We start from the raw sequence: 16752 nt of genomic DNA, 5'->3' as shown, positions 1-16752 counted from the left end.
ATAAGCGGATATATATCCCGCCTATCAATATTTTATTATTATTTAGTATGTAATTATTTTTTATAATTTTTTTTATTATTTAATATAATAAAATTTATTGCATTATTAATATGTTGTAAAACTTTATTTTTTCCCATTAAATATATTATATCATTAATAGGAGGACTATTAACCATACCAGTTATAGCTAATCTTAATGGCATAGCTATTTTAGGAAAATTTAAATTTAATTCCATAGATATTTCTTTTATTGAAGAACTAATAATTAATAATGACCATATATTAATTAACGTAAATTTTTTTAATAATTTATTTAAAATATTTTTTGTTTCTAAATTTAAATATTTATTTATTGCATGAATTTTTGAATAATTAGGAGTATTATAAAATATATAGCATAAATTACTTAATTCTTTTAAAGTATTACATCTCTTATTAAAGAGGTCGTATAAATCATTTATTTTAGGACCATTATTTATATTAATATTTTTTTTTTCAAAAAAATTAGTTAAATAATTGATCATATATTTTTTAGGTAATTTACTTAGATAATATTTATTTAACCAATTTAACTTATTAGTATTTAAAATACTAGGTGATTTACTAATATTATTTAAATTAAATAATTGTTTCATATCATTTAACGAAAAAATTTCTCTATTACCATGAGACCATCCTAAACGGATAATATAATTTAATAATGCTTCTGGTAAGTAACCTTCTTTTTTATATTGTAAGATATTAATATTACTAAATCTCTTTGAAATTTTTTCTCCTGATTCATTTAAAATCATTGAAACATGTGCATATATTGGTATTTTAGCTCCTATAGATTTAATTATATTAATTTGTCTAGGAGTATTATTTATATGATCTTCTCCTCTAATAACATGTGTAATTCCCATATCCCAATCATCAATAACTACACAAAAATTATAAGTAGGAATACCATCAGTTCTTTTTATAATTAAATCATCTAATTCATTATTATTAAATGTAATAATACCACGTATCTTATCTTTAAATTTTACTGTACCAGTATCAGGATTGCGAAATCTTACTACAAATGGTTGTTTATCTCTATAAATAAGATTATTTAAATTACGACATTTACCATTATATTTTACTTTTTCCCCTGTTAAAATTTGTTTTCTTTTACTTTCTTCTAATTGTTCTTTAGAACAATAACACTTATATGCTAACTTTTTTTTAATCATATTATCAATAATATAATTATATCTATCAATTCTTTTACTTTGAAAATAAGGTCCCTCATCCCAATTAATACTTAACCATTTTAATCCATCTATAATATTTTTAATAGAGTTTTTTTTATATCTTTTAATATCAGTATCTTCTATTCTTAGAATAAAACTACCTAAATTTTTTTTAGCAAATAACCAAGAATATAAAGCTGTACGAATACTTCCAATATGTAAATTACCAGTAGGACTTGGTGCAAAACGAGTTTTTATTACCATAAAATATCTTATTTTATAATTATTATAATTTAAATATTTGATTATTATATTATATAAATAAATAAAATTTGATTTTTTATTAAATTTTTATTAAAATATATTGACTTATTTCTATTTTTAATTATAGCATAATAATATTATTTATTAGGGTGATTAGCTCAGTTGGTAGAGTCCCTCCCTTACAAGGAGGTTGTCGGCGGTTCGAGTCCGTCATCACCCATATTAAAATTTAATAGGGTCGTTAGCTCAGTTGGTAGAGCAGTTGACTTTTAATCAATTGGTCGCAGGTTCAAATCCTGCACGACCCAATAATTAATTTTATAATTAATTATTTTTAATATAATATTATTTATATCTATAAAAATTATATTTAGTTATTAATTATTTAAAATTTAAATATAAATAGTTAGATTTATTTATATGTAAATTTATGATAAATTACGATTATTAATCATTGAGTAATAATTAAAATTATTTATAGATAAAATTATGAATTATAATAAAAAAACTATATCCATACATAATGGTTTAAATACAGATAAACAATATGGTTCTGTTATTCCTCCAATATATTTAACGACTACTTATAATTTTAGTAGTTTTAATAATCCTAGAAAACATGATTATTCTAGAAAAAGTAACCCTACAAGAGATATATTACAAAATGTTATATCATCATTAGAAAATGGATTAGGATCAATTATTACTAATAGTGGTATGTCTGCAATATATTTAATAATTACATCAATATTAAAACCAGGTGATTTATTAATTTGTCCTAATGATTGTTATGGTGGAAGTTATCGATTATTTAAAAGTCTTTTAAATAAGGGAATATATAAAGTAAAATTTATAACGATGTATGATAAAAATCAATTATTATCTGTTTTATTAGATAAACCTAAAATGGTTTTTATAGAAAGTCCTAGTAATCCATTATTAAATGTAGTTGATATTACTGATTACTGTAATGAAATACGTAATTCAGGAGCACTTAGTGTAATAGATAATACATTACTTAGTCCTGTTTTTCAAAATCCATTAAATTTAGGAGCAGATTTAGTAGTTCATTCATGTACAAAATATTTAAATGGTCATTCTGATATAATAGCAGGTGCTATTATATCTAAAAATATAAAAATTATTGAAGAATTATCTTGGTGGAGTAATAATATAGGAGTAACTAGTTCAATTTTTGATAGTTATTTATTACTTAGAGGTATTCGAACATTATATCCTAGATTACAGAATGCAGAAAAAAATGCTTTAATTATTATTAAATATTTAAAAACTCAAAAATTAGTAAAAAAAATATACCATCCATCACTAAATAGTAATATTGGACATAAAATAGCAAAAATTCAACAAAAAGGATTTGGAGCTATATTAAGTTTTGATTTTAATGGTTCTAAAAAAATGTTGAGTGTTTTTTTAAATTCATTAAAATTATTTACTTTAGCAGAATCATTAGGAGGAGTAGAAAGTTTAATTTCTCATTCAGCAACTATGACTCATGCTTGTATAACAAAACAAGAAATGTTACAAGCAAAAATTTCTGATTTATTATTAAGAATATCTGTGGGAATTGAAGATTCAAATGATTTAATATCTGACTTGGATAGAGCATTTTCTTATGCTAATAAATATCGTTAAGACTTTTTTTATTTTATTATAAAAAATTTAAAATATTTGCGCTCTACAGGATTCGAACCTGTGACCAATAGCTTAGAAGGCTATTGCTCTATCCTACTGAGCTAAGAGCGCAGAACCTAATATTAACACAATATTTTATTAATTTAAATAAATTACAAAAATTAATAATAAATTTATTATTTAAATGAGTTTTTATAAAATGCAAGCTAAAATTATTAATGGAAAAATTGTTGCTAAAAAGATATATACTAAAATAATAAAAAAAATGAAAAATTTTTTATTAAAAGGATATAGATCACCAGGATTAGGATTTATTTTAATTGGTGATGATATAGCATCTAAAATTTATGTAAAAAATAAACGTAAAATTTGTAAAAATTTAGGTTTTATTTCTTATGACTATAATTTTCCTAAAAATATAGATAATTATACTATAATAAAAATTATTAATTTATTAAATAATGATAATAATATAGATGGAATATTAATTCAATTACCATTACCTAAAACTTTAAATTCAACTAAAATTTTAGAAAAAATATCTCCTAATAAAGATGTAGACGGATTTCATCCATATAATATAGGAAGATTATGTCAAAGAAAACCTTTATTACGTCCATGTACTTCTTTAGGTATAATAAAATTATTAAAATATTATAATATTAAAACTTTTGGTTTACATGCTGTTATTGTAGGTGCATCTAATATAGTTGGTCGTCCTATGAGTATGGAATTATTGTTATCTGGTTGTACTATTACTATTACTCATCGTTTTACTGTAAATTTAAAATATTACATAAAATCTGCTGATTTATTAATAGTTGCTATAGGAAAACCTAATTTTATACCAGGTGAATGGATTAAATTAGGTGCTATTGTAATAGACGTAGGAATTAATAGATTAAATAATAAAATTATAGGAGATATAAATTTTAATTCAGCAATTCAAAGAGCCTCTTACATTACACCTGTTCCAGGAGGAGTAGGACCTATGACAGTAGCAACATTAATGCAGAATACTTTGCAAGCTTATGAATTTAATTATATAAAATAAAAAATTGTAATATAATAAATAAAGTTGATCTATAAGCCGGATTCTGTCTTGAACAGTCATTTATCTATTATAATAATCACTTATTATCTTAAGCAGCCTACCCAGGTTTATGAATACGGGTTAATAAAAACCTTATTTAGCCTTGCTCCTGGTGGAGTTTACATTGTCATATATTATTACTAATATATCGGTATGCTCTTACCATACCTTTTCAACCTTACCATTACTATTTTATGGCGGTATTTTTTCTGTTGCACTTTTCGTAAGTTTACACTTCCCAGGAATTACCTGGCACCATTACCCTATGGAGTCCGGACTTTCCTCTTTTATATTAAATAAAAGCGACTGTTTAATCAACTTTATAATATTATATATAATATCATAAAATAATAATTAATATTTATTTTTTAAAAATAAAGTATATAATATGTTTCTTTTTATTTTATAAATATTAGCAGTAATATGGATAGCTTTTTTCAAAGGTAAATATTTTTTTAATATTAATAAAGTTTTAATTGATTCTTCAGGTATTTCATTATAAATATTATTATGTAATCCATCAATTACTAAAACTATTTCTCCTTTTAATCTATTTTTATCATTTTTTATCCATAAAATTATTTTTTCAATAGTATCTCCATAAATAGATTCCCATTTTTTTGTTATTTCTCTAGCTAATACTAAATATCTATTTGATCCAAAAATACTTTTAATATCATTTAAACTATTTAATAATCTATGTTTAGATTCATAAATAATTAAAGTTCTTTTTTCTAATTTTAATTCATTTAATCTATTTAATCTTTTACTTTTTTTATTTGGTAAAAATCCTTCATAACAAAATTTATTTGATGGTAGTCCAGAAGCAGATAATGCTAAAATAGCAGCACAAGGTCCAGGTATAGGTATAATTTTAATAGAATTATTTTCAAAACGACATAATTTTACTATTCGATAACCAGGATCATTTATTAATGGAGTTCCTGCATCTGATACTAATGCTATATTATAACCATTTTTTATTTTATTAATAATAATTTCAGAATGTTTTTTTTCATTATATTCATGATATGAATATAATTTATTTTTAATATTAAAATATTTTAATAAAATTCCTGTTTTTCTTTTATCTTCAGATAAAATTAAATCTACTTTTTTTAAAATAATTAATGATCTATGATTAATATCATTATAATTACCTATTGGTGTTGGAACTATATATAATTTTCCTAATAATTTTTGATTAATTTTCATATATTTAAACTTATTTAATTTTTTTAAAAAATATTTACTTTTAACTTTAAAAAAATGTATAATTAATAATTATTATTTTATTATAAATAATAAAATAATAAAATGGAGGAATGGCCGAGTGGTTGAAGGCACCGGTCTTGAAAACCGGAAATAGGAAACTATTCGAGAGTTCGAATCTCTCTTCCTCCTTAAATAATTTAAGGTAATTAAATATCATAAATAAAAAATCAATATATGTATAATAAAAAATCTCAAAATTTTTTTTGGAATAAAAAATTAGCAGAGAAAATTGCTCTTAAAGAAGGAATTATATTAACATTAGATCATTGGGAAATAATATATTTATTACGTATGTTATATAAAAAATTTAATACTATACCTAATGTTCGTATGTTAATACTTAGTTTAAAAAAAAAACATGGTAATTTAAAAGGTAATAGTACTCATATATTTAATTTATTTCCTAAAGGTCCAATACAACAAGCATCAAAAATTGCTGGACTACCTAAATCTAATATATGTTTATAAAATTTTTTTAGTTCCTCCAACAGTCATTTTATCTATTTTTAAAGTAGGTTGTCCTACACTTACTGGTAATGGTTGACCGTTTTTTATACAAGTTCCTATCCCATTATTAAAACTTAAATCATCACCTATCATAGATATTTGTTTCATAATATTTTCTGAAGATCCTATTAATGTTGTATTTTTTATAGGTTGTTTAATTTTACCTTTTTTAATTAAAAAAGCTTCAGTAGTTGAAAAAACAAAATTACCTGAAGTTATATCTACTTCTCCTCCACTTAAAGAAAGAACATATATTCCATATTCTACACTATTAATTATATCTATAACTTTTGACTTTCCTTTTAATAAATATGTATTTGTCATTCTAGGAATAGGTAAAAAAGCATAAGAAGTTCTTCGCGCATTTCCTGTAGATTTAACTCCAACAAGAGAAGAATAATAATTATCATACATATACTTTTTTAATATACCGTTTTGAACTAATATATTATATTGACTATGTGTTCCTTCATCATCAATATTAAGTGAACCATTAGAATTTTTTAATGTACCATTATCTATTATAGTACATATACTTGAAGCAATTTTTTTTTGTAATTTATTATTAAAAATAGAAGTTTTATAATAATTAAAATCTCCTTCTAATCCATGACCTATTGCTTCATGCAATAATACTCCAGGAGAACCATTACCTAATATAACTGGAATGAGTCCTGATGGTGCTTCAATAGAATTTAAATTATTTATTGCAGCTATTGTAGCTTCATAAATAATATTATCAATATATTTTTTTTGATCTTTATCATCAATAGATATAATAGAATTATAATCTATCCTACCACCTATAACTCTAGAACCAACTTCTCGTTTATTATCATTTTCAACAATAATATTTATTTTAATATTTACTAAAGGTCTAATATCTATTGATATTTTATTTTTATTAGTTAATATTAATATTAATTCGTAAAAATTATTAATTTTTACTTGAATATTTTTAACTCTTTTATCTAATTTACGTGCTGTATTATCTATATATCTTAAAAAATATATCTTTTTTTCATGAGTAATATTATTAATAGGATTAATTGTAGTGTAATAATACTGATTATGTTTTAATATGTTTAAATCTATTTTTTGATTTATGAGATTTTCTTTAATATTATATTTTTTATTAAAAATATTATTTATACATTGATTAATAGATTTTAATGTCATATCATTAGTACAAGAGAAATAAATAGTATTATTTTTTATTACTCTAATTCCTATACCTTGTTCTGTTTTATAAGAACAATCTTTAATAATACTATTATCTAATAACCAAGATTCATTAGATATAAATTGTAAATATAAATCAGCAAAATAAGTATTATTTAAAGAAATTTTATCAATTATACAAGATAAATAATTATGAGAAATGTTATTTTCTATTAATAATTTATTAATTACTATATTATAATCATCCATATTATCTTTTTTATTTAAAATAATTAAATATTTATTTAAATTAATATAATTTTAAAATTAATTTAAATTTTAATTTTATTAATAATAATATATTTTTATTATAAAAAAGTAAATATTAATTATTATAATTAATATTTTAAAATTAATTTTATTAAAATGTTTTCTTATGTTTTAGGATATAAGTAATAAATATTTTAATTCTGATATTTTAAATAAAGGACTTGCATTAATATAATTTAATCCTCTAGATTTTAAATAATCATTTGTTGTTAATGTTACAATAGCAACAGGATATTCCTGTAATATATTATTATATAATGCAGATATTACTAAAATATCTCCTTTTTTTATATTAATATTTTTTGGTAATATTTCTGATATTAAATCAGATTTACAACCATTGCCTTTAATAACAAATTTAATATTACTATTATTTGATTGTATTGATATAAAACTTTTATTACTGCATATTAAACGAACACGACTTGTTAATTTATTTGTATGAATTACTTGTCCAACAAGTCCAAAATTATTAATTACTAATTGACCTTCATGTATATTATGTATACTACCTTTATTAATTAGTATTTCATCTGAATAAAAATCAAAATTAATTTGTAATTTTTCTGCAAATATTTTTTTTGTATAAGGTTTAGTTAAAATAGGTATATTTAATAATTCTTTTAATTTTTGATTATCATGTTTTATTTTTTTTAATTGAATAAGATCATATTCTTTTTTTAATAATTGATGATATAAATATTTATTTTGTTTTTTTAAGTCATTATTAATATGATTAATATCAATTAGATTATTAAATTTTGAATAAGATTTATTTAAAAATATATTTATAGGATCTGTAAATATATTAATAAAATATTTTAGATTAAAAAAATAATTTATTATTGATATAAATATTAAAAATAATATAATATTAATTATTTTTGTTTTAAATTTTGTTTTTTTATTAAAAAAAAATTTCATAAGTAAATTTAGATTATAAAATAGAATTTATTCTTCACTAAATAAATCTCCACCATGCATATCAATCATTTCTAATGCTTTACCGCCACCTCTAGCTACACAAGTTAATGGATCTTCAGCAATAGAAACAGGTATACCTGTTTCTTCTATTAATAATTTATCAAAAGACTTTAATAGTGCACCACCACCTGTTAAAACCATCCCTCTTTCTGAAATATCAGAAGCTAATTCTGGTGGACATTGTTCTAATGCAATCATAACTGAACTAACAATTCCAGTTAATGGTTCTTGTAATGCTTCTAATATTTCAGTTGAATTTAATGTAAAACTTCTTGGAACTCCTTCAGCTAAATTACGACCTCTCACTTCTATTTTTAATATTTCGTCATTAGCAGTAAAATAAGCTGAACCAATATGATGTTTTATTCTTTCAGCTGTTGCTTCGCCAATAAGTGATCCATAATTTCGACGTACATGATTAATAATTGCTTCATCAAATTTATCACCTCCTATTCTTACAGAAGAAGAATATACAACTCCATTTAAAGAAATAACAGCTACTTCAGTTGTTCCACCACCTATATCTATAACCATAGATCCTGTAGCTTCAGAAACAGGTAGTCCTGCTCCTATAGCTGCTGCCATAGGTTCATCTATTAAAAAAACTTTTCGAGCTCCAGCTCCTTGAGCAGATTCACGAATAGCTCTTCTTTCAACTTGAGTTGCTCCTACAGGAACACATATAAGTACTCTAGGACTAGGACGCATAAAACTATTACTATGAACTTGTTTTATAAAATGTTGTAACATTTTTTCAGTAACAAAAAAATCTGCTATAACTCCATCTTTCATAGGCCTAATTGCTGATATGTTTCCGGGTGTTCTACCTAACATTTGTTTTGCACTATGTCCTACAGCAGCAACACTTTTAGCAGATCCTGATCTATCTTGTCTAATTGCAACAACTGATGGTTCATTTAAAACTATTCCTTGTCCTTTAACATAAATTAAAGTATTTGCTGTTCCCAAATCAATAGATAAATCATTAGAAAACATTCCTCTAAATTTTTTAAACATATAAAAAATCCTAATTTAAAATTTTATTTTATAAATATAAAAAATTAATTAATTAGATTAATATACATTTATTTTAAAAATAAATATAGATATCTTTTATAAAGATATATTATAAATAATTAATACGTATATTATGAGAAAAATAATGAAAAAATATAAAAATAATATTTTAATTTTAAATGGACCAAATTTAAATCTTTTAGGTAAAAGAGAACCTAAAAAATATGGATATTTATCTTTAAATACAATAATTAATAAATTAATAATAAAAGCTAACAATAATAATTTTAAATTGAGTCATTTTCAATCTAATTCCGAATGTTTATTAATAGATTATTTAATAAATTTTACTCAAAATATTGATTATATTATTTTTAATCCAGCAGCATTTACACATACTAGTATTGCATTACGTGATACTTTACTATCAATTAATATTCCTTTTATAGAAATACATATAACTAATATTTTTGCCAGAGAATCTTTTAGAAAAAAATCTTATTTTTCTGATATTTCTAATGGAATAATATCTGGATTAGGAATAGATGGATATTTTTTAGCTTTAGATTTAATAATTAGAAGATTATCATAAATTAATTTATAATAATTTAATTATATATGAATATTTATATATTTAGAATATATTTTTTATATTTTAAATATTAATTTTTAAGTCTTTATGATAAAAAATAATTGATGGATGAATTTCTCCTACTGTTCCTATTAATCTTACTTCTGGTTCTAACCAAATTCCAAATTTATTTCCTACACAATAATATATTTTTATTGCTAAATTTAATATATCATTACTTGTAGCTTTAAATTTATTAATAATAATTAATGAATGTTTAGAATGTATCATAGCACCTCCATACATATATCCTTTTAAATTACATTCATCAATTAATTTTGCTGCTGAAAATTTTAACAAATTATTGTTTTTAACAATATAAGGTAAATTTGGAAATTTTTTTAGTATTTGAAACCCTAATTTATTAGGAATTAAAGGATTTTTAAAAAAACTTCCTGCATTACCATATATTTTAGGATTAGGAATTTTATTTTTTCTTATTTTACAAATATAATTAAAAATTTCATGAGGTGTAACTGTATTAAAATTTAAGTGATTTAAATCTTTATAGTTTATATTAGGTTTCCATTTTTTAGAAATAGTAATTCCTAAAGCTATAATTGCATAATCACGTATATAAAAATTTTTAAAAATACTATCTCTATATTTAAAATTACATTTTTTATATGATAAACGTATTATTTTTTTATTTGAAAAATTAAGTATTTCTACATATTTACAAAAATTTTTTAAACTTACACCATAAGCACCAATATTTTGTATTGGAGCTGATCCAACACAACCAGGAATTAATGCTAAATTTTCTAATCCAAAAATATTTTTTTTTATGGTATATTTTACTAATTGATGCCAATTTTCTCCAGCAGCAACATGTAAATTCCAATAATTTTTAGTTTCATTAATTAAAATTCCTTTTAATCTATTTATTATTACGGTTCCTTTAAAGTTATTTAAAAAAAGAACATTACTACCAGAACCTAATATAATATATGGTATTAATTTTTGATTATTTTCTTTCCATAAATAATATAATTCACTGATATTTTTTATTGTAATAATTTTGAAAGCATTAACATCTAATCCAAAAGTGTTAAAATATTTTAAAGAATTTTTACAAATTATCATGAATTTTCTTTTTTATAAATTTTAATTAATTTATCCTGGTATTTTCCTACTCTCACATGAGTAAATCTCATACTACCATCGGCACTACAACGTTTCACTTCTGAGTTCGGAATGGATTCAGGTGGTACCATTGCGTTATGTATACCAGGATTAAAAAATTTGGTTATAAATAATAGTTATAGTTATATAATATTTAAACGATTCTGGTGTTGTAAGGTTAAGACTCACGGGTGATTATTAGTACTGGTTAGCTCAACATATTACTATGCTTACACACCCAGCCTATCAACGTTATAGTCTTTAACGTCCCTTTAGGGATATATATAAATAATAAATATATCCAGGGAAGAATAATCTTAAGGAAAGTTTCGCGCTTAGATGCTTTCAGCACTTATCTTATCCGCATTTAGCTACCGGGCAATACCATTGGCATGATAACCCGAACACCAGAGATGCGTTCACTCCGGTCCTCTCGTACTAGGAGCAACTCCTTTCAATCTTCCAGCGCCCACGACAGATAGGGACCGAACTGTCTCACGACGTTCTAAACCCAGCTCGCGTACCACTTTAAATGGCGAACAGCCATACCCTTGGGACCTACTGCAGCCCCAGGATGTGATGAGCCGACATCGAGGTGCCAAACACCGCCGTCGATATGAACTCTTGGGCGGTATTAGCCTGTTATCCCCGGAGTACCTTTTATCCGTTGAGCGATGGCCCTGTCATATAGAACCACCGGATCACTAAGACCTGCTTTCGCATCTGTTCGAGCCGTCACTCTTACAGTTAAGCCAGCTTATGCCTTTGCACTAACCTCACGATTTCCGACCGTGATTAGCTGACCTTAGTGCTCCTCCGTTACTCTTTGGGAGGAGACCGCCCCAGTCAAACTACCCACCAGACACTGTTCCTGATCCGGATAACGGATCTAGGTTAGAATAGTAAATATTAAAGGGTGGTATTTCAAGGTTGACTCAATACTAACTAGCGCTAATATTTCATAGTCTCCCACCTATCCTACACATCAATATTCAATATTCAGTATCAAGCTATAGTAAAGGTTCACGGGGTCTTTCCGTCTTGCCGCGGGTATACTGCATCTTCACAGCAATTTCAATTTCACTGAGTCTCGGGTGGAGACAGTCTGACCATCATTACGCCATTCGTGCAGGTCGGAACTTACCCGACAAGGAATTTCGCTACCTTAGGACCGTTATAGTTACGGCCGCCGTTTACCGGGGCTTCGATCAAAAGCTTTTCGTAAAAAATAACAACGATAACTTCATCAATTAACCTTCCGGCACCGGGCAGGCGTCACACCGTATACTTCCACTTTCGTGTTTGCACAGTGCTGTGTTTTTAATAAACAGTTGCAGTCAGCTGTTATCTTAGACTGGCTTCAGCTCTAAAAGTAAATTTTTTTACTTACATGCCAGCGTGCCTTCTTCCGAAGTTACGGCACTATTTTGCCTAGTTCCTTCACCCGAGTTCTCTCAAGCGCCTTAGTATTCTCTACCTGACCACCTGTGTCGGTTTAGAGTACGATTCTATGTTATCTAGAGTTTAGAGGATTTTCTTGTAAGTATGGTATTAATTACTTCAATACAATAAAGTATCTCGTCATTACGCCTCAATGTTTAATTAATGATCATCCGGATTTTCCTAGATAATCCATCTAAACGCTTAAACCAAGACAACCATCACTTGGATAACCTAACCTTCTTCGTCCCCCCTTCACAATAACATTGAGTACAGGAATATTAACCTGTTTTCCATCGACTACGCTTTTCAGCCTCATCTTAGGTGTCGACTTACCCTGCCTCGATTACCGTTGGACAGGAACCCTTAGTCTTTCGGCGAATAGGTTTTTCACCTATTTTATCGTTACTCATGTCAGCATTCGCACTTCTGATATCTTCAATAAATTTTACAATTTACCTTCAACGACTTACAGAACGCTCCCCTACCCAATAAATATAAAATTTATTGTCGCAGCTTCGGTGTATAATTTAGCCCCGTTACATCTTCCGCGCAGGATGACTAGACCAGTGAGCTATTACGCTTTCTTTAAATGATGGCTGCTTCTAAGCCAACATCCTGGCTGTTTATGCCTTCCCACATCGTTTCCCACTTAATTATAACTTAGGGACCTTAGCTAGCGATCTGGGTTGTTTCCCTCTCCACAACGGACGTTAGCACCCGCTGTGTGTCTCCCGTGATAACATTATTCGGTATTTGAAGTTTGCATCGGATTGGTAAGTCTGGATGACTCCCTAACCGAAACAGAGCTCTACCCCCGAATATGAATAACACGAGGCGCTACCTAAATAGCTTTCGGGGAGAACCAGCTATCTCCCGGTTTGATTGGCCTTTCACCCCTAACCACAAGTCATCCGCTAATTTTTCAACATTAGTCGGTTCGGTCCTCCAGTTAGTATTACCTAACCTTCAACCTGCTCATGGCTAGATCACCGGGTTTCGGGTCTATACCTTGCAACTTAACGCCCTTTTAAGACTCGGTTTCCCTACGGCTCCCTTATACAGTTAACCTTGCTACAAAATATAACTCGCTGACCCATTATACAAAAGGTACGCAGTCACATTTTTAAAATAACAAATGCTCCTACTGCTTATACGTATACGGTTTCAGGTTCTATTTCACTCCCCTAACCGGGGTTCTTTTCACCTTTCCCTCACGGTACTAGTTCACTATCGGTCAGTCAGTAGTATTTAGCCTTAGAGGATGATCCCCCCATATTCAAACAAGATACCACGTGTCCCGTTCTACTCTTCGAGATCACAATTAATATATTTTAATATACGGGACTATCACCCTGTTTCGTATGACTTTCCAGACATTTTTACTAATATAATAATTGATTAAGTCTCTGGGCTATTTCCTTTTCGCTCGCCGCTACTAAGAAAATCTCAATTGATTTCTTTTCCTCAGGTTACTTAGATGTTTCAGTTCTCCTGGTTTGCCTCGTTATTCTATGAATTTAAATAACGATAATGTATAAAATAATACATTGGGTTTCCCCATTCGGATATCATCGACTAATAATGCTTCAAATCAGCTTATCGATGCTTTTCGCAGATTAGTACGTCCTTCATCGCCTCTGACTGCCAAGGCATCCACCGTATACGCTTATTTACTTAACCTTACAACCCACAATCGTTTATCTATGTAAAAACTATTTTTATATTTAAAAAATGATTTTACAAAAATTATCCTAATTATTAAAGAACAAAAATAAAATTTATTGAAATAAATTTTATTTTTTTAAAAACTTTTTAAGGACACTCTTTATAGAGTATGTACTTAAAGTAAAGGAGGTGATCCAACCACAGGTTCCCCTACGGTTACCTTGTTACGACTTCACCCCAGTTATGAATCACAAAGTGGTAAGCGCCCTCCAATAAAGGTTAAGCAACTTGCTTCTTTTACAACTCACTCCCATGGTGTGACGGGCGGTGTGTACAAGGCCCGGGAACGTATTCACCGTAGCGTTCTGATCTACGATTACTAGCGATTCCGACTTCATGGAGTCGAGTTGCAGACTCCAATCCGAACTACGATATATTTTGTGAGATCCGCTTACTCTCGCGAGGATGCTTCCCTTTGTATATACCATTGTAGCACGTGTGTAGCCCTGGTCGTAAGGGCCATGATGACTTGACGTCGTCCCCACCTTCCTCCGGTTTATCACCGGCAGTTTCCTTTGAGTTCCCGGCCGAACCGTTGGCAACAAAGGACAAGGGTTGCGCTCGTTGCGGGACTTAACCCAACATTTCACAACACGAGCTGACGACAGCCATGCAGCACCTGTCTCATGGTTCCCGAAGGCACTAAAGTATCTCTACTAAATTCCATGGATGTCAAGACCAGGTAAGGTTTTTCGCGTTGCATCGAATTAAACCACATGCTCCACCGCTTGTGCGGGCCCCCGTCAATTCATTTGAGTTTTAACCTTGCGGTCGTACTCCCCAGGCGGTCGACTTAACGCGTTAGCTACGAAAGTTACAAGTCAAGCTTACAACCTCCAAGTCGACATCGTTTACAGCATGGACTACCAGGGTATCTAATCCTGTTTGCTACCCATGCTTTCGCACCTGAGCGTCAGTATTCGTCCAGGGGGTCGCCTTCGCCACTGGTATTCCTCCAGATATCTACGCATTTCACCGCTACACCTGGAATTCTACCCCCCTCTACGAAACTCAAGTATATTAGTTTCAAATGCAATTCCTAAGTTAAGCTCAGGGATTTCACATCTGACTTAATATACCGCCTACGTGCTCTTTACGCCCAGTAATTCCGATTAACGCTCGCACCCTCCGTATTACCGCGGCTGCTGGCACGGAGTTAGCCGGTGCTTCTTTTACAAGTAACGTCAGTAATAAAATTTATTAAATTTTATTATTTCTTTCTTGTTGAAAGTACTTTACAACCCTAAGGCCTTCTTCATACACGCGGCATAGCTGCATCAGGCTTTCGCCCATTGTGCAATATTCCCCACTGCTGCCTCCCGTAGGAGTCTGGACCGTGTCTCAGTTCCAGTGTGGCTGATCATCCTCTCAGACCAGCTAGAGATCGTAGCCTAGGTAAGCCTTTACCTTACCTACTAGCTAATCTCGTCTGGGTTCATCTAATGGCATGAGGTTTTACAAAAAATTATAAAATCCCCCACTTTAATCTTACGATATTATGCGGTATTAGCTATCGTTTCCAATAGTTATCCCCCTCCAAAAGGTAGATCCCCAGATATTACTCACCCGTCCGCCGCTTGCCGACAATAAATAGTAAACTATTTATTTCGATGCCGCTCGACTTGCATGTGTTAGGCTTGCCGCCAGCGTTCAATCTGAGCCATGATCAAACTCTTCATTTAAAAACAAAAAATTTTAATATAAATTATATATACATTCTCTAAAATAGAATGCCCACATAAATTTTCTGATAAATTATTAAAGAACAAAATTAATTATTTAATAATTTTATATTACTCTAATATATTTTAATGTCAAATTTTTTATATCAAAATATTTTTTATTTACTTAACATATTGAATTTCTAGTATTTTAAATGTTATTTCTCCTTTAGGAGTTTTTATTAAAACAATATTATTTTTTTTTTTACCAATTAATCCTCTAGCAATAGGAGCATTAATTGAAATTAATTTTTTTTTTAAATCGGCTTCATCATCACCAACAATTTTATAAGATAATATTTTATTAGTAATAATATTAATTATTTTTACAGTAGATCCAAAAATAACTATTCCTTTATTTTTTATTTTACTAATATCTATTATTTGACAATTAGATAATTTTAATTCTATTTCTTTAATTCTTCCTTCACAAAAACTTTGTTCTTCTCTTGCAGCATGATATTCAGCATTTTCTTTTAAATCACCATGTTTTCTAGCTTCAATAATATCATGAATTATTTTATTTCTTTTTATATTTTTTAATTGATTTAATTCTTTAATTAACTTTTCTGATCCTTTTAAAGTCATAGGTATTTTATTTATCAT

Annotated in this window: 11 protein-coding genes, 4 tRNA genes, 3 rRNA genes and 1 other RNA gene; 7 read left to right on the top strand and 12 right to left on the bottom strand. The window is 27.5% G+C overall.

The genetic code is table 11. The features are described 5' to 3' along the window. Window positions 1-53: 53 nt before the first annotated feature. Window positions 54-1481, bottom strand: a complete 1428-nt coding sequence (gene gltX / locus GJT83_RS00095; RefSeq protein ID WP_168892443.1) for a glutamate--tRNA ligase — start codon at window positions 1479-1481, stop codon at window positions 54-56. A 147-nt stretch (window positions 1482-1628) separates the two neighbouring features. Here gltX and GJT83_RS00090 point away from each other — a divergent pair. From GJT83_RS00090 to metB, 3 genes are all read left to right on the top strand, one after another. Continuing rightward, a tRNA-Val gene (locus GJT83_RS00090) sits at window positions 1629-1701 on the top strand. A gap of 15 nt (window positions 1702-1716) precedes the next feature. Beyond that, window positions 1717-1789, top strand: a tRNA-Lys gene (locus GJT83_RS00085). A 181-nt stretch (window positions 1790-1970) separates the two neighbouring features. After that, window positions 1971-3134, top strand: coding sequence for a cystathionine gamma-synthase (metB, locus tag GJT83_RS00080; RefSeq protein ID WP_168892442.1), 1164 nt, complete (start codon window positions 1971-1973; stop codon window positions 3132-3134). A 37-nt stretch (window positions 3135-3171) separates the two neighbouring features. Here the strand turns inward: metB and GJT83_RS00075 are convergent. After that, window positions 3172-3245 (bottom strand) — tRNA-Arg (locus tag GJT83_RS00075). Between the two features lie 88 nt (window positions 3246-3333). On the opposite strand from GJT83_RS00075, the gene folD reads away from it, so the two are divergent. Continuing rightward, entirely contained in the window at window positions 3334-4188 is an 855-nt protein-coding gene (gene folD, locus GJT83_RS00070) for a bifunctional methylenetetrahydrofolate dehydrogenase/methenyltetrahydrofolate cyclohydrolase FolD (protein ID WP_168892850.1), read from the top strand. Between the two features lie 16 nt (window positions 4189-4204). Here the strand turns inward: folD and rnpB are convergent. Beyond that, an RNA gene (rnpB, locus tag GJT83_RS00065) (RNase P RNA component class A) lies at window positions 4205-4549 on the bottom strand. A 32-nt stretch (window positions 4550-4581) separates the two neighbouring features. Further along, complete coding sequence (gene rsmI, locus GJT83_RS00060; RefSeq protein WP_168892441.1) at window positions 4582-5442, bottom strand: 16S rRNA (cytidine(1402)-2'-O)-methyltransferase; 861 nt, start codon at window positions 5440-5442, stop codon at window positions 4582-4584. A gap of 104 nt (window positions 5443-5546) precedes the next feature. Between rsmI and GJT83_RS00055 the strand changes: the two genes are divergently transcribed. Both GJT83_RS00055 and GJT83_RS00050 read left to right on the top strand, forming a co-directional pair. Continuing rightward, a tRNA-Ser gene (locus GJT83_RS00055) sits at window positions 5547-5631 on the top strand. Window positions 5632-5676: 45 nt separating this feature from the next. After that, window positions 5677-5970, top strand: coding sequence for a TusE/DsrC/DsvC family sulfur relay protein (locus GJT83_RS00050; RefSeq protein WP_168892440.1), 294 nt, complete (start codon window positions 5677-5679; stop codon window positions 5968-5970). On the opposite strand, the gene tldD is transcribed toward GJT83_RS00050, so the two are convergent. The 3 genes from tldD to GJT83_RS00035 all read right to left on the bottom strand — a co-directional run bounded on the left by tldD (window position 5965) and on the right by GJT83_RS00035 (window position 9501). Beyond that, window positions 5965-7440, bottom strand: a complete 1476-nt coding sequence (gene tldD / locus GJT83_RS00045; RefSeq protein WP_168892439.1) for a metalloprotease TldD — start codon at window positions 7438-7440, stop codon at window positions 5965-5967. The two genes, GJT83_RS00050 and tldD, sit on opposite strands and share 6 nt — an antisense overlap. Before the next feature lie 171 nt (window positions 7441-7611). Next, on the bottom strand, window positions 7612-8424 hold the full coding sequence (gene mreC, locus GJT83_RS00040) for a rod shape-determining protein MreC (protein ID WP_168892438.1): 813 nt from the start codon (window positions 8422-8424) through the stop codon (window positions 7612-7614). A 27-nt stretch (window positions 8425-8451) separates the two neighbouring features. Then, window positions 8452-9501, bottom strand: coding sequence for a rod shape-determining protein (locus GJT83_RS00035; RefSeq protein ID WP_168892437.1), 1050 nt, complete (start codon window positions 9499-9501; stop codon window positions 8452-8454). A gap of 145 nt (window positions 9502-9646) precedes the next feature. Between GJT83_RS00035 and aroQ the strand changes: the two genes are divergently transcribed. Then, window positions 9647-10093 (top strand): type II 3-dehydroquinate dehydratase, encoded by a 447-nt coding sequence (gene aroQ / locus GJT83_RS00030; RefSeq protein ID WP_168892436.1) that lies wholly within the window; start codon window positions 9647-9649, stop codon window positions 10091-10093. Between the two features lie 63 nt (window positions 10094-10156). Here aroQ and murB read toward each other — a convergent pair whose 3' ends face one another. From murB to greA, 5 genes are all read right to left on the bottom strand, one after another. Continuing rightward, on the bottom strand, window positions 10157-11218 hold the full coding sequence (murB, locus tag GJT83_RS00025; protein ID WP_168892435.1) for a UDP-N-acetylmuramate dehydrogenase: 1062 nt from the start codon (window positions 11216-11218) through the stop codon (window positions 10157-10159). Between the two features lie 33 nt (window positions 11219-11251). After that, a 5S ribosomal RNA gene (gene rrf / locus GJT83_RS00020) occupies window positions 11252-11367 on the bottom strand. Window positions 11368-11431: 64 nt separating this feature from the next. After that, a 23S ribosomal RNA gene (locus tag GJT83_RS00015) occupies window positions 11432-14380 on the bottom strand. Between the two features lie 167 nt (window positions 14381-14547). Then, a 16S ribosomal RNA gene (locus tag GJT83_RS00010) occupies window positions 14548-16107 on the bottom strand. The 16S, 23S and 5S rRNA genes sit together here, the layout of an rRNA operon. A 162-nt stretch (window positions 16108-16269) precedes the next feature. After that, window positions 16270-16752, bottom strand: a complete 483-nt coding sequence (gene greA, locus GJT83_RS00005) for a transcription elongation factor GreA (protein WP_211080560.1) — start codon at window positions 16750-16752, stop codon at window positions 16270-16272.

Origin of the sequence: Enterobacteriaceae endosymbiont of Plateumaris pusilla, assembly GCF_012562765.1 — a bacterium.
Lineage (GTDB): Bacteria > Pseudomonadota > Gammaproteobacteria > Enterobacterales > Enterobacteriaceae.
This window is presented reverse-complemented; position numbering and strand designations above follow the sequence as displayed.

Coding starts and splice junctions, on each gene's coding strand:
- aroQ (WP_168892436.1), top strand. CDS start 9,647: ATGAAAAAATATAAAAATAATATTTTAATTTTAAATGGACCAAATTTA.
- murB (WP_168892435.1), bottom strand. CDS start 11,218: ATGATAATTTGTAAAAATTCTTTAAAATATTTTAACACTTTTGGATTA.
- tldD (WP_168892439.1), bottom strand. CDS start 7,440: ATGGATGATTATAATATAGTAATTAATAAATTATTAATAGAAAATAAC.
- greA (WP_211080560.1), bottom strand. CDS start 16,752: ATGATAAATAAAATACCTATGACTTTAAAAGGATCAGAAAAGTTAATT.
- mreC (WP_168892438.1), bottom strand. CDS start 8,424: ATGAAATTTTTTTTTAATAAAAAAACAAAATTTAAAACAAAAATAATT.
- GJT83_RS00035 (WP_168892437.1), bottom strand. CDS start 9,501: ATGTTTAAAAAATTTAGAGGAATGTTTTCTAATGATTTATCTATTGAT.
- metB (WP_168892442.1), top strand. CDS start 1,971: ATGAATTATAATAAAAAAACTATATCCATACATAATGGTTTAAATACA.
- GJT83_RS00050 (WP_168892440.1), top strand. CDS start 5,677: ATGTATAATAAAAAATCTCAAAATTTTTTTTGGAATAAAAAATTAGCA.
- folD (WP_168892850.1), top strand. CDS start 3,334: ATGCAAGCTAAAATTATTAATGGAAAAATTGTTGCTAAAAAGATATAT.
- rsmI (WP_168892441.1), bottom strand. CDS start 5,442: ATGAAAATTAATCAAAAATTATTAGGAAAATTATATATAGTTCCAACA.
- gltX (WP_168892443.1), bottom strand. CDS start 1,481: ATGGTAATAAAAACTCGTTTTGCACCAAGTCCTACTGGTAATTTACAT.